The 14,499-nt window shown below is 36.7% G+C and carries 13 protein-coding genes; 5 read left to right on the top strand and 8 right to left on the bottom strand.

Annotated elements, in window-relative coordinates; translation table 11 throughout:
- Positions 1 to 432 precede the first annotated feature (432 nt).
- From EL165_RS20395 to dapA, 4 genes are all read right to left on the bottom strand, one after another.
- The gene (locus EL165_RS20395) at positions 433 to 879 is read right to left on the bottom strand and encodes a response regulator (RefSeq protein WP_002984754.1); all 447 of its coding nucleotides are present in this window, start codon (positions 877 to 879) and stop codon (positions 433 to 435) included.
- Entirely contained in the window at positions 872 to 1,453 is a 582-nt protein-coding gene (locus EL165_RS20390; RefSeq protein WP_002984755.1) for a helix-turn-helix domain-containing protein, read from the bottom strand. The genes EL165_RS20395 and EL165_RS20390 overlap by 8 nt, the downstream gene beginning before the upstream one ends.
- A 296-nt stretch (positions 1,454 to 1,749) precedes the next feature.
- Positions 1,750 to 2,253 carry a GNAT family N-acetyltransferase gene (locus EL165_RS20385; protein WP_002984756.1) on the bottom strand — a complete coding sequence of 168 codons (504 nt, stop codon included), beginning with the start codon at positions 2,251 to 2,253 and terminating at the stop codon, positions 1,750 to 1,752.
- Positions 2,254 to 2,368: 115 nt separating this feature from the next.
- Entirely contained in the window at positions 2,369 to 3,241 is an 873-nt protein-coding gene (gene dapA, locus EL165_RS20380) for a 4-hydroxy-tetrahydrodipicolinate synthase (protein WP_002984758.1), read from the bottom strand.
- Between the two features lie 105 nt (positions 3,242 to 3,346).
- On the opposite strand from dapA, the gene EL165_RS20375 reads away from it, so the two are divergent.
- Genes EL165_RS20375 through recO form a run of 4 tightly spaced genes read left to right on the top strand, consistent with a single transcriptional unit; the run spans position 3,347 to position 8,004 of the window.
- Positions 3,347 to 4,105, top strand: coding sequence for a 5'-nucleotidase C-terminal domain-containing protein (locus EL165_RS20375; RefSeq protein WP_002984759.1), 759 nt, complete (start codon positions 3,347 to 3,349; stop codon positions 4,103 to 4,105).
- Entirely contained in the window at positions 4,105 to 5,055 is a 951-nt protein-coding gene (locus tag EL165_RS20370; RefSeq protein ID WP_002984760.1) for a bifunctional metallophosphatase/5'-nucleotidase, read from the top strand. Before EL165_RS20375 ends, EL165_RS20370 begins: the two co-directional genes overlap by 1 nt.
- A 1-nt stretch (position 5,056) precedes the next feature.
- Positions 5,057 to 7,318: a type IX secretion system anionic LPS delivery protein PorZ gene (gene porZ / locus EL165_RS20365; protein WP_002984762.1), complete on the top strand. Its 2,262-nt coding sequence runs from the start codon at positions 5,057 to 5,059 to the stop codon at positions 7,316 to 7,318.
- Complete coding sequence (recO, locus tag EL165_RS20360; RefSeq protein WP_002984764.1) at positions 7,318 to 8,004, top strand: DNA repair protein RecO; 687 nt, start codon at positions 7,318 to 7,320, stop codon at positions 8,002 to 8,004. The genes porZ and recO overlap by 1 nt, the downstream gene beginning before the upstream one ends.
- A gap of 13 nt (positions 8,005 to 8,017) precedes the next feature.
- Here recO and EL165_RS20355 read toward each other — a convergent pair whose 3' ends face one another.
- The 4 genes from EL165_RS20355 to EL165_RS20340 all read right to left on the bottom strand — a co-directional run bounded on the left by EL165_RS20355 (position 8,018) and on the right by EL165_RS20340 (position 12,781).
- Complete coding sequence (locus tag EL165_RS20355; protein WP_002984766.1) at positions 8,018 to 10,693, bottom strand: MGH1-like glycoside hydrolase domain-containing protein; 2,676 nt, start codon at positions 10,691 to 10,693, stop codon at positions 8,018 to 8,020.
- Positions 10,694 to 10,805: 112 nt separating this feature from the next.
- Positions 10,806 to 11,615: a glucose 1-dehydrogenase gene (locus tag EL165_RS20350; protein ID WP_002984768.1), complete on the bottom strand. Its 810-nt coding sequence runs from the start codon at positions 11,613 to 11,615 to the stop codon at positions 10,806 to 10,808.
- A gap of 73 nt (positions 11,616 to 11,688) precedes the next feature.
- Entirely contained in the window at positions 11,689 to 12,162 is a 474-nt protein-coding gene (locus tag EL165_RS20345; protein WP_041462145.1) for a GNAT family N-acetyltransferase, read from the bottom strand.
- Between the two features lies 1 nt (position 12,163).
- The gene (locus tag EL165_RS20340; RefSeq protein WP_002984772.1) at positions 12,164 to 12,781 is read right to left on the bottom strand and encodes a DUF1684 domain-containing protein; all 618 of its coding nucleotides are present in this window, start codon (positions 12,779 to 12,781) and stop codon (positions 12,164 to 12,166) included.
- 131 nt (positions 12,782 to 12,912) lie between these two features.
- Here EL165_RS20340 and EL165_RS20335 point away from each other — a divergent pair, with 131 nt between their 5' ends.
- Positions 12,913 to 14,499 carry a GMC family oxidoreductase N-terminal domain-containing protein gene (locus EL165_RS20335; protein ID WP_002984774.1) on the top strand — a complete coding sequence of 529 codons (1,587 nt, stop codon included), beginning with the start codon at positions 12,913 to 12,915 and terminating at the stop codon, positions 14,497 to 14,499.

The raw sequence follows: 14,499 nt of genomic DNA, 5'->3' as shown, positions 1-14,499 counted from the left end.
ATAAATTATAAAAAACAAAATGAATTATTTTTTCCAACTTGCTTATTATAAAAACTAACTGTGTTTCGATGGAGATGAGGGAATGAAACGAATAAAAATATCTCCAACTACTTATTGAGTTTTCATGATTGTACCGTTTTGTTTAAAGATCTTCTGTGCTTTAAAATTGGAAAATTAATATAATTCATTTTGTTACTAACATCGTGATTTATATAATTTTGTTATAGAAACAATTACTTTTCATTCATCTGTATCTTCCACTTTATAATGAAATTTGTGTCTGAGTTTACTTTTACAAATGTCAGTATATTAATTCAGATCCTTTTTATATTATTTTAATGATTAGTTATAAAATTTTCACCTATTTGTGAATAGTATGCATTAAATATGATTTTTAATCAGTTCACAATAAATTAACAAATCCTTTATCCATCATACTTTCAGAATAAAATTATCTTTATTTAATCCTGAAGTGTGATACTGCCAATTGATCGTTATAACTTCTGTAAGCACCTTTTTCAACTTCTCAAAAGACTCCGGTTTTTTCATAAAAATATTGGCACCTTTTACAAAAATATCTTCAATTTCATTTTCAGGAATCGGTTCAGAAAAAATCGCTGTCACCATATTGCTGAATTTTGGATTTGAATCAATTTCTTCCAGACATACCATGCTTTCTTTTCCGGGAATCATATAGTTAATGAAAACAAGTTCAGGAACTACCGCATCATCATTATTCAGATACTCCATCAGGTTTTTACCGTTATTGAAACATTGAACTTTTATAGAGATTTTCAGCTCTTTCAAAATATCTTTAAAAAAAATCAAGGTGTTTTCATCGCTATCTGCCACTATTACGTTCAGAAATTCTTTATTCATACTGCATTTTAGGGTTTATTACCGTGCTTTGTATTCTTCTTCGTCTGCCAATAATCTTTTGAAACTGTGATGGAGTGATGCCTGTTGTATTTTTAAACTGGGTACTTAAATGCGCCACACTGGAATAATTCAGTTTATGGGCAATTTCTGTAAGGCTTTGCTTGTTTCTTATGATTAGCGCTTTTGCGTGCTCTATCTTTTGCAGAATAATAAAATTCTCGATAGAGGTATAGGCAACTTCTGAAAACAGGTTGGAAAGATATCCGTAGCTATGGTTCAGTTTCTCAGAAATATAGATTGATGCCTTTACGGGAATAATTTCATCAGAGAAAACAAGTTCCACAATAGCATCTTTTATTTTCTGTACAAGAGCGGTTTTCTGGCTTTCTATGATTTCAATCCCATAATCCTCAAGGTTTTTCTTAAAAAGATTGTGCTGTTCCTGGGTTAGGGGCTCATAGAATTCCACCTCGCCGAAGTTCAGCAACCTGTACTTCAGCCCGTGTTCTTTAAGTTTTTCGTCCAATACCTTTTTGCAGAGGGCATTGAAATCAAATTTAACATACATTTTCATCCTAGTATATATAAAGCCAATTTTATTTAGTAAATATAACAAATTATTTCATTTAAAAGTGAAATAGGTGTATATTTTTACATTTTGCTTTATATACGAAAAAACTCCTGTATTATTGAATACAGGAATTTAAACACTAAGGATGAAAAAAATATACTGATAAAAAGCTGAATCAGCTCAAAACCAAGCATATGAATGTATTGTTAAAAGTGATTTGGTTCTGAAACAAAGATGAATCAAAAAAAGAACTCACCTGTTATAGAATTACAGGATAAAGTTACAAAATTTTAAGTCAATCAATTGTGAATTAGAAATTCCATCAGATAATCATCCATTACAAAACCATTCCCGATATCAAAAACTCCCTCGTCGTAAACCTTGTAGCCCTGAGACTCGTAGAAGTTTCTGGCAGAATTGTATTTATTGACATTCAGGATTATTCTGTTGTTTCCATTCTCAGAAACTTTCTCATTCAGAAACTGAAGCGCTTCTTTTCCAAATCCTTTCCCCTTACTTTCGGGAACCAGATAAATACGGTGCAGTTTGGTTGTATTTTCCTCATAATTGTGCTCATATCCGATAAAACCTTCATAGCTGTCATTATGTTCATCCCGAATAAGATAATAATGATAATCCGGGTTTTGAAGATGACTCAGAATCTCAGATTCAGAGTACATTTCGGAGAGCATAAACTCCATTTGTTCTTTCGAAAGAATGTCTGCATATGCATTTTCCCATGACCTTCGGGCAAGATCCTGAATTAAAGGGATATCTGATGCTGTTGCCTGTATTAATTTCATGATTGGATATATTATGATGATTAAAAAAAGTGAAAAGCCTAAACTTTTCACCCTTTATATGTTGTTCAATGATGACTGATGAGTTTTAATAAATGCTCAAAATTCATTTTCATCATTAAATGTTAGCCATTTCAGCCTTAATTTTTGCATGAAGCCCTTCTGATGCTTTTACCAAAGGAAGTCTCAGATAATTTTTAATGATTCCTTTTTCAGCCAGTATGACCTTAATACCGCAAGGGTTTCCTTCAGCAAAAATCAAACGGGTAATATCTACAAGCTTATTGTGGATTTCATAAGCCTCTTTTACTTTACCTTCAAAAGCCAGCTGTACCATCGTTGAGAATTCTTTAGGATACGCCTGTGCGATTACAGAAATCACTCCATCTCCACCTGCTAATGTTACAGGCAAGGTATACTCATCGTCTCCGGATACTAAAGAAAATCCTTCAGGTTTTTTTCTGAGAATATCAAAATACTGTAAAATATTCGGTGCCGCTTCCTTAATCAAAAATAAATTAGGGAATTCTTTTGCAAGGCGAATTGTTGTATCTGCTTCTATATTCTGTCCTGTTCTTGAAGGAACATTATAAATGATAATATTTTTTCCCGTTGATGCTAAAGCTTTATAATGCTGATAAAGCCCTTCCTGATTGGGTTTATTATAATATGGAGATACTGAAAGTACTGCTTCAAATGCAGAAAGATCTGCTTCTTCAATCTGTTTCTTGACCTCAAGAGTATTGTTGCCGCCAATTCCTAAAACCAAAGGAAGACGTTTATTATTCACCTTAATGATATGCTCAATTACCTGTTTCTTCTCCTCTGCAGAAAGCGTTGCGGCTTCTGCCGTAGTTCCCAATACTACTAAATAATTGGTTCCGTTTTCGACATTGTAATCAACCAGTTTTGTTAAACTGTCGAAGTCAACGGATAAATCTTCATTAAAGGGTGTTACCAATGCAACACCTACTCCTTTTAAAATGCTCATCTGTTAGAATTATTTTTGCCAAATTTAATCATTTACAGTAAGAATTTGTAATAAATAATAATGTTTTATTATACATATAGTTATATTTGCATATACTAAAAGATTATGAAAAATAAATTCTTGTTACTAGGAATTGCCCTGGCGTCCCTTACTGCATGCAAAACGGCCTCTGCGCCGCAGCTTGTGAATGTAAAGACCCAGAAAAATATTTCTATTAATAATGAGCTAAAAAATGATGAGGAGTTTGTAAAATTTATTGAGCCCTACAAGCAGAAACTGGATAAAGAAATGAACCAGAAGATCTCCCACACCAATGTAGATCTTACCAAGCAGGGTGATAACAGCAATCTGGGAAATCTTTTAGCAGACTATACGTTTGAAGGAGGTAATGAATGGCTTAAAACTCATCTCAAGCAAAACGTAGACGCTGCATTGATTAATATCGGAGGAATCCGTACCACAATCGGAAAGGGAGATATTTTACTGAAAAATGTATTTGAAGTAATGCCTTTTGAAAATGAGGTTGTGATTGTAAAAATGAAAGGTGCAGATTTACAGGGCCTTTTTGAGTATTACGCAAAAACGCAGGTCAACAATCCCGTTTCTCACTTATATATTGAAACAAAGAACGGACAGGTTATCAAATCGTTAATCAACGGAAAAGCAGCAGATCCGGCTAAAGATTATTATATTGCCACTTCAGATTATCTTGCGCTGGGAGGAGACAATATGAAATTCTTTGCCAAAGGAGAATCCATTGCAACAGGAATTAAAATGAGAGATTTATTTATTGATTATTTTAAAAAGTCTCCTGAAGTTGTAGCCAATTCAGATGTTCGTTTAAATTTTATCGGGAAGAAATAATGGATAGAAAAAGTTTTTTAAAAGCAATAGGAGGTGGATCTTTAGCAATGGCTTTAGCTCCCAATATGATGATGGCGGAAGAATTAAAAATTCTTGATGTAAAATCCGCAAATAAACTGACTATTCTTCACACCAATGACCAGCATAGCAGAATCGAACCTTTTGACTCGAGCTATACCAAAAACCCTAATCAGGGAGGCTTTGCCAGAAGGGCGAGCTTAATTCAGCAAATCAGAAATCAGGAAAGCAATGTGCTTCTTCTGGATTCAGGAGATATTTTCCAGGGAACTCCTTATTTTAATTTCTTCGGAGGAGAGCTGGAGTTCAAATTAATGTCCATGATGAAATATGATGCCTCTACTATGGGAAATCATGATTTCGACAATGGTCTGGACGGATTTTTAAAAGTCCTTCCAAATGCAAAGTTTCCTTTTATCTGTTCCAATTATGATTTTAAGAATACGGTTCTTGATGGGAAAACTTCCCCTTATCAGATATTCAACAAGAACGGAATCAAAGTTGGAATTTTCGGAGTAGGAATTCAGCTGGATGGACTGGTAGGTAAAAAACAATATGGAGAAACCGTTTACTCCAATCCTATTGATGTAGCCCAGCATTATTCAAATTTCCTGAAAAAAGAGCAGAAATGTGATCTGGTAATTTGTCTTTCACACATCGGCTACGATTACAGGGACGAACCGGATAAAATAAGTGATAAAATTTTAGCGGCTAACACAGAAAATATTGATATTATCCTCGGAGGCCATACGCATACATTCTTACCGGAACCTCAATCCTTTACCAACAGACAGGGCAAAAATGTCCTTGTCAATCAGGTGGGATGGGCAGGTCTCCTTTTGGGAAGAATAGATTTTTATTTTGATACAAACAAAAACGTACAGCATATTTCCTGGAACAATCAGGTAATAGATAGCAGCATAACCGCATAATATGAAAAAACTCTCTATAATTTCTCTTGGTATTTTAGCATCCCTGCAGCTGACAAAAGCTCAGGTTATTTCATCCAAAAAGTGGGCAGATCTGTTTTCCTACAACAAGATTCTTGCAATGAAAGAAGACAATGGAAAAATCATTGCAGCCACAGAAAACGGAATATTCTATTATACAATGTCAACGGGAGAAATTACGAAGTTGTCCAAAGCCAATGGTCTGCACAATATCGGGATTACAGCTTTTGATTATAATCCACAGACTAAAACAGGTCTTATCGGTTATGAAAACGGGTCTATGGATGTTATTACCCCACAGGAAATCAAATATATTGTTGATATTCCTATTGCTACGGGTTATAACGGAAATAAAAAGATCAACCACATTTCTATAACCGGAGATCAGGCTGTCATTTCTGTTGGATACGGAGTTTCTATATTTAACCTGCAAAATAAGGAATTTGGCGATTCTGCATTTTTCCTAACCGGTGGGGTTTATCAGGCCAGTAATGAAGCTACGATATTCGGGAATAAAGTATATTCTGTAACTGATACAGGATTGAAAAGCCATCAAATGAACACTACTTTCCCGGTATACTCTACCTGGACAACCGAAATACCCGGAGCTTTTAAACATATAGATTCAGAATCAGAGCTGGCTTATTCAACTGCAACAGCGGCATATGTTTACAACAATGGTGCCCCGATACAGCTCCCGACAACTTTCGAGAATATACGTGATGTTGTGATAAACTCCAATAATGTTGTGGTTACAGATAACAGGGTTTATACTTATGGGCTCAACGGAGTGGCACAAAATGCAATAAGCCTTGGTGAAGAATGCAATACTGCCATAACAGCCGGTGGAAAAATCTTAGGCGGAACAGTATTATCAGGGATAAAGGATGAAAGTAACAATACTTTTAAACCTTCCGGCCCTTATTTTAACTATGCCTATAACATTAATCTTTTCGATAATAATCAGCTTCTGGTTTCTTCCGGCGCCAGAGCAAATAATTATAATCACCCATCTATTCCGGCGCAAAAGCCAAGTCCCGGTTTTTATTACTTTAATGGCACAGAATGGATCTACCCCTCTTTCTTTCTTAAAAATCCTCCAAGCAATGTCAATGTCCTGGATGCTATTATAAGCCCTTACAACAATAATGAGGTACTGTTCACCAATTACACAATGTATGATAATGGTGTCTACAGAATGAAATATAATGCTACAAGCAAAGATTTTGAACTGGTAAAATATTATAATCTGGGGGCCCAGCCTTATTACAGACGCCCTGTAGGTTTTGCTGTTGACCCGCAGAATAACCTGTTTGTATCCTTCGGATTTAATGATGGAAACCCGTCTATGGGAATTTATGATAAAGCGAGCGATGACTTCCTTATCAAGAAAATAATCCTTGCGAGTGATGGAATTCAAAAGACTGTTTATTATGAAAATATGCTGTGGACTCCTCTACCAAGATCCAATAATTTCTGGGTATATGATTATAAAAATGCATTGAACCTTTCCGATGATACGGACTATATCCTGGACAGTTCTAATGGGTTTAATAGTTCGGGAGGAATATTATCAGTAGCATTTGATAAGTCCGGTGATGCCTGGATTGGTACAGACGGAGGTCTAAGGATTATGCCAAACGCTGCATCAGAAATAAAAAGTGCCCAACCTAAAGTAGAACCTATAGTGATAGAGCAAAATGGTTTGGGTGAAGAGCTTTTCAGAGAATCGGCAATTCTTCAGATTGCAGTGGATGCAGGTGATTATAAATGGGTATCAGTTGATGGTGGTGGCGTTTACTACCTGTCTTCGGACGGCCAAAGAACCATAAAGCATTTTACAAAGGAAAATTCACCTCTTCCTACAAACAGTGTTACGGATATAAAAGTTGATAAAAAAACAGGAAAGGTATATTTTGTAACGTATAACGGTATTGTAACCTATCAGGGAGATGTAGCAGATGTCACTTCTAATTTTGGTGATGTTGTGGTATATCCTAATCCTGTTGTGTATTCCAATTTCAAAGGGAAAGTTACCATTAAAGGTCTTGCAGAAAAAACCAATATAAGAATCGTAGATGCAGCAGGAAACGTAGTACATTCTGCCGTAGCACGAGGAGGTTATTATGAATGGGATCTTAATAATCAGAAAGGAACAAGAGTAGCTTCAGGGATTTATTTTGTCCTGATGACCAATGAAGACGGATCTGACAAAGCTACCGCCAAAATAGGAGTAGTTAATTAATGAATTCACAAAACGGATTTTTACTTTCATTTATAAAATACGGAGAAAACGATGCTGTACTGCATTGTTTTACAGAAGAAGAGGGTTTTCAAAGCTATTTCCTCAAAGGAATTTATGCTAAAAGGAATAAGAAAAAGGCTCTGCTTCAGCCGCTGAGCCAGCTCAATTTTTCTGTCAATCCATCACGGGGTAACGGAATCCCGTCTGTTTCAAAGTTTGAACTGGTAAAGAACAATGACATTTATACAGATATAAAGGTCAATACTGTCATTTTCTTTATTTCGGATTTTCTGAGTCATATTCTTAAATATGAGAATAAAAATATTCCGATCTATTCCGGTATAGATGATTTTGTAAGTGAACTGACCAACAAAAATTATCAGGCACACCTGCTTTTTTTACTGGCTATTTTAAAAATACAAGGTGTTGCCCCATTATTAAGTGAGGGAAAATTTTTAGATCCTGAAACGGGAACTTTTTCTACGGGAATATGCCATCAGCTGTTCAATGAGGAAATTTCTACGCTATGGAAAGAAGCGCTTTGTGCAGAAGATTTTTATACCACAAAAATCCATTCTTCATTAAGGAAAGATTTTCTGGACAGTCTTTTAGTGTATTATCACTATCATATCACCGATTTCAAAACTCCTGCCTCACTGGAAATTATCCAGCAGATATTTGAGTAGTTTATAAATAGATCTACTGTTTGCTTTCTTTTGTTTTTTCAGTATCCTCAGGCATTTCAGTTTCCGATTCTGCAATTACCTTTTTGGAAAATCTCGGCTGCAGAATCTTGACAATAAGCCCCGTCCATCCTGTCTGATGGGAAGCTCCTACTCCACGGCCGTTATCTCCATGAAAATATTCATAGAAAAGGATATAATCTTTAAAATCAGGATCGGTCTGAAATCTTTCATACTGACCGTGAACCGGCCTTTTCCCGTTTTCATCTTTTAAAAATATCTTAGCAAGCCTCTTGTTTAGTGCATCTGCAATCTGATCAAGGTTTGAATAATTACCGCTTCCGGTAGGATATTCGACTAAAAAATCAGGACTATAATAGAAGAAAAAACGCTGAAGGCTATCGATAATCAGGAAATTAATTGGAAACCATACAGGGCCCCGCCAGTTGCTGTTTCCACCAAACAGCCCGCTATCACTTTCTGCAGGAGTATATTTTACGGTATAATCCGTTTCATTCAGAGTTAAGGTATAAGGATTATTTTCATATTCTTTTGATAAAGCTCTTACTCCATAATCACTCAAAAATTCATTCGGGTTCAGCATCCGGTTTAAAAGTCTTTTCAGACGGTGGCCACGAAGTAATGATAAAAGGTGTTTGGAATCCTGCCCTTTGACCTCCCATCTTGAGACCAGTGCTGCCAGTTCAGGCTTATTATCCAGTACCCATTTCATTCTTTTCTTGAAATTGGGAAGGTTTTCAATCATTTCATCATCGATGACCTCAACGGCAAACATCGGGATCAGCCCGACGATAGTTCTTAATTTCAGATACATATGAGTTCCGTCACTGGAAGTAATTGCATCATAGAAAAATTCATCCTGCTCATCCCAAAGACTGAAATTCTCATCCCCCATATTATCCAATGAGTGGGCAATCGACAGGAAATGTTCAAAGAATTTCATTGCCATTTCCTCGTATACTTTATTGTAAAGAGCAAGTTCAAGGGCAATTCTCATCATATTCAGAGCAAACATAGCCATCCAGCTTGTTCCATCCGATTGCTCCAGCTGTTCTCCATTGGGCAAAACAGAATTTCTGTCGAAAACACCAATATTATCAAGTCCCAGAAATCCGCCTTCAAAAATATTATTCCCATTAAGGTCTTTTTTGTTAACCCACCAGGTAAAATTCATCAACAGTTTCTGGAAAGCACTTTCCAGAAATTCCAGGTCGGGCTTATCTTTTAAATATTCATCAATTTTAAATACCCTGAAGACCGCCCAGGCGTGTACAGGAGGATTCACATCACTCAAGTCCCATTCGTAAGCAGGAAGCTGCCCGTTGGGATGCATATACCATTCAAACAGGAAAAGCTTAAGCTGATGTTTGGCAAAATCCGGATCTATCAGTGAAAAGCTGATGGTATGAAATGCAAGATCCCATGTTGCATACCAAGGATATTCCCATTTATCCGGCATGGAAATAATATGCTCGTTGTTAAGATGCTTCCAGCCGAAGTTTCTTATTGTTTCCCGGGACTTTGGTGGCGGCATTTCGGCAGGGTCACCTTTCAGCCATTTTTCCACGTTGTAATGGTAAAACATTTTATTCCACAACATTCCCGCAAAGGCCTGTCTTTGTACCAATTTTTCATCATCTGAAGAAATTCCCTTCTGAATTTCCGCGTAAAATTCATCTGCTTCATTCTGCCTTTGCTGAAAAAGTATATCAAAATCTTTAAATGGATCCCGTAAATTTTTGTCGGACAGTCTGAATTCAAATATTTTAGTTTCTCTGGCTTTAAAATCTTCATCAATAAAAAAAGAAGCCTTGGTACCTGTATTTTGTGGATTTACCGACTGGGAATTTCCCGTCATCACAAAATTATTGATTCCGTCTTTGCAATATTTTGATTCATTAGAACTTTGATAAAGCCTTTCATTGTTGGTTTCATTGTTACAGAACAGAGTTTTTAAAGACTGTTTTGCATACACATTTTTAATATCAATATCTTGATGATTTACTGTAATATGGTCAGCATCTTCAGCAGACAGTTGAGGCTTATAGTCATCATACCCCCATTTCCAGGTATTTCTGAACCAGACTGTCGGTAAAATCACAAGAGAAGCTTCTTTCTCAGATTTATTGACAACCGTTAATCTTACCAGAATATCTTGCTGGCTTTCCTTTGCATATTCAATAAAGATGTCAAAATATTCATTAGTATCAAAAATTCCTGTATCAATCAATTCATATTCCGGATCGTCTTTTCCCCTCTCCGCATTGGCTTTTACCAGATCTTCATAAGGAAAAGCATTCTGAGGATACTTATACAGCATCTTCATGTAAGAATGTGTAGGTGTGGAATCCAAGTAGTAGAAATATTCTTTTACATCTTCACCGTGATTTCCCTGCCCGTTGGTCAGCCCAAAGAACCGTTCTTTGACCATTTTATCCTTTTTATTCCAGAATCCCACAGAAAATACCAGCTTCAGAAGATCATCACAGATGCCACATATCCCTTCTTCGCCCCAACGATATGTTTTGGCTTCTGCTGTTTCATGATTGGTATAATTCCAGGCGTCTCCGTTTTCACTGTAATCTTCACGGACAAGGCCCCATTCCCGGTTACTTACATAAGGTCCCCATTTTTTCCAAGAAATATCTGAGATTCTCTGCTGTTCTGACATATGTGTAGTTATGATTAATGAGTAATAAGCAATAAGTAATATTTAGTATTGTTTAAAGCAATGAGAGCAACCTCAAAACATTAAACTTTGAACTGTTAAACCTTGAACTGCACTATCCTCCTGTAGAAAAACTTTCAAACGTAGTCATTCCTCCATCTACAAAAATGCTTGTTCCCGTGATATAATCGGCAAGATCACTGGCAAGGAAGGCAGCTAAATTTCCGATATCCTGCGGCTGTCCGATCCGGTTATAAGGAATAAGGGTAAGAAGTGAATTAAGCGCTTCCGGAGTATCCCAGGCATTCTTGTTAATCGGAGTCTGAATGGCCCCGGGACAAATAGAATTAACACGGATTTTATCTGCACCATATTCCTGGGCAAGAGTCTGCATCAACATTCTTACAGCACCTTTACTGGATGCGTAATTGGCATGTCCGGCCCATGGAATGATTTCATGTACTGAACTGATGTGGATAATCTTTCCGCAAGCGATAGAACGGGATGTATCTATTCCGCGTCTTAGAAATTCTTTAATGGCTTCTCTTGCACATAGAAACTGGCCTGTCAGGTTTACACCTATGACAGCGTTCCACTGATCCATCGTCATTTCGGTAAATTTTGCATCCTTTTGGATTCCGGCATTATTGATCAGGATATCTACGGTTTGATATTCAGCGACTATATCCTGGAACATTTTCACTACCTGATCTTCCTTTGAAACATCACATTGATAAGTCATGCCTTTTCCACCGGCATCTGTTATTTCTTTCAAAACAGCTTTGGCTTCCTCTGCAGATCTTTCTGAAGAATGGTTGACAATGACCGTTGCTCCTGCCGAAGCTAATGATTTTGCTATTCCGGAACCAATTCCGCTGGAAGCTCCTGTAACCAAAGCCACCTGATTTCGAAGTGATATTTCCATGTTTTGTAATTTGATGTTACTCAAAGTTATGGAAAGATATCAGCAGATGAAAAATTATGATTTTAAAATTTTATTAAAGTTTCTTATACATGAGATATTGAGGTCCGCTTCTGCCAATTCTTGTTTTGCCATCGTAAATGTATCCTGCCTTAAGATAAATATGATAAGCTGAATCGTTTTTCTGGTTGACGGCCAGTACAATTTCATCACAGTTCTTAAAACGATCTTTTGCAAAATCGTCGGCTTTCATCATGGCTGCTTTCCCGATTCCTTTTCCCTGCATTTGGGGATTAATGGATAAGGAGCGTAATAAAGCTGAGTTTTCATTATCAGTAAGCTCAAATTTATCTTTTCCAAAATCAAGCACAAAGAAACCTGCAGGCTGATCGTTGTAAAATATAGTCACGGGAAATGCTTTGTTATCATCCCGCTCACTGATGCTTTGTAAGGCTTGCTGAACAGTCGCTGTAAAACGCATCTGATTTTCATCCAAAGCATAACTCAACGCAGAAAGATCCTCTGGTTTAAAGAATTCTAATTGTATCATATTAGTGATGGTAAATATCTTCATACATTACGCCTGCACGGATTTCCACAGGAAGTTTATTTTCCTCCGGGACAACAGGACAATTGTAATCGTAAGCATTATAAGCACAGAAAGGATGATAAGATTTATTAAAATCAAGAACAATCGTGTCTCCTTTCGGAATTTTCAGATCCATATATTTCCCTCCTCCGTAAGTCTCTTTTTCATTGGTAGCGTCGCGGAAAGGAAGGAAGAGATGGTCTTTGTATTTTTCCTGTTTAATCAAAGCAAGACTTTGGTATAACGTAACTGTGTAAGATTTACCATCCAAGGTAAATGTTGCTTTACCATACTCCTGATAAGTCTTTGTTTTCCCCGAGGAAGTAGGAAGCTCAAAGGGTTTTGTATCTTTTGACTTAACAAATTTTGCAGTTATCCTGTATTTGGTATTAAAGGGAAAAAATGGATGTCCTTTGAAATTTTTAAAATTATCACCTCTTAGAGGGGTCTCTTTTGGATTAAAATATTCATCATTAAGTTCCTTCTGAAATTTCTGTACCTCTTTCTCTTCCTTTGAAATCGTTTTCTGAGAAAAAGCCCATAACGGAAGAAGTAAAAAGAGTACTATATATTTTTTCATAAGTATAAATTATAAGTAAAGCTATGAATTTTCATAAACAACAAAAAGTTAAAATTCTGATAAAAAGTATAATCTGTTGTAAATACAACAAGCTTCCGCTGATCTAGCATGCTTTTTGAAAAACAAAGCTCATGGACAGAAAAAAATTCATCAGGACAAGTGCTTTAGCCATTTCAGGCTTTTATTTTCTTCAATCCGGATTGTTGCACGCAACAAACAGAAAAAACAGTCTGGAAAAAGAAAATTCAGATGCTCCAATTGTAATCATTGGAAGCGGATATGGAGGAGCTGTTTCTGCCCTGCGTCTTTGTGAGGCCGGTAAAAAAGTAGTGATGCTGGAAATGGGTCTTAACTGGGAAAAAGCAGGAATACCTTTTTCCAATCTGCTGAAGCCTGGAAAAAGTTCTGCTTGGCTGAAAAAGAAAAGTATTGCCCCTTTTATGAATATTTTTTCTTTGACTCCTTTTACCGGAACATTGGACCGTCTGGATTTTAAACACATCAATATCTGGGTAGGAAGAGGTGTTGGCGGCGGTTCTCTTGTCAACGGCGGAATGGCTGTGACTCCTAAAGAAAGCTATTTCAGAGAAGTTTTTCCGGATCTTGATGCTGAAAGATTTTACAGCCATTACTTTCCACTGGTGCGGGAAGAACTCAAGGTAAATGTTATTGATGAACAGTTTCTGAAAGACTGTCCTTATTACCAATTCACAAGAGTAGGCGAAAAAGAGGCTCATAAAGCTGGTTTTAAAACGATTAGAGTTCCGAACGTGTATGATTTTAAGTATATGGAAAAAGAATTCCGGAATGAAGTTCCCCGTTCAGCTCTTAATACGGAAGTAATCTATGGTAACAATTACGGAAAAAACAGTCTGGATAAAACTTACCTGAGAAAAGCTCTTGAAACCGGAAATCTGGAAATTCTTGATCTTCACCGTGTCCAAACCGTCAAACTTAATGATGATAAAAGTTACACATTACATGTCCGGCAGATTGACACTTCAGGATCTGTGATTGCTGATAAAGTTTTCAATTGTAAAAAACTGATTCTTTCCGCAGGTACTATGGGAACTTTACAAATTCTGTTACAATCAAATGCAGAGAACGGATTTCCTATTCATGAAAAAATCGGGAAAAACTGGGGAAACAATGGAAACTTTATGACCGGAAGAAACTGGGTAAAACCTTTATCAGGCGGTACAGGTGCAAAACAATCCACGATTCCTGTGGGAGGAATTGATAACTGGGATGATCCCGAACATCAGTTTTTCACGGAGATAGCTCCTCTGCCTATGGGAATGGATGTTGCAACAGCTTTATATCTGCTGATCAACAGGGTTGATAAAAAGGGAGAAGTTACTTATAATAAAGCCAGCCAATCCCTGACATTGAACTGGGATGAAAGCAATACCGCTAAAATGAAAGAAAATGCCCAATACTTTATTCGTAAGATGAATAAAGCGAATGGAGGAACCAGAAGCCACTTACTTTTTAATAATGGTTTCGGAGCTGAGATCTGTTATCATCCGCTTGGAGGATGTGTATTAGGCGAAGCTACCAACGAATATGGGAAGCTAAGAGATCATGAAAATTTATATGTGCTGGATGGATCATTGATTCCAGGAACCATCGGTGTGAACCCTTTCGTCACCATTACTGCCATTGCAGAATATTGTATTGAAAACCTGATCCGGCAAAATGAATTTAACCTGGGTTAA

This window comes from Chryseobacterium gleum (assembly GCF_900636535.1).
In the GTDB taxonomy this organism is placed as follows: domain Bacteria; phylum Bacteroidota; class Bacteroidia; order Flavobacteriales; family Weeksellaceae; genus Chryseobacterium; species Chryseobacterium gleum.
The sequence above is the reverse complement of the archived record's forward strand: the minus strand, read 5'-3'. Positions and strand labels throughout refer to the sequence as shown.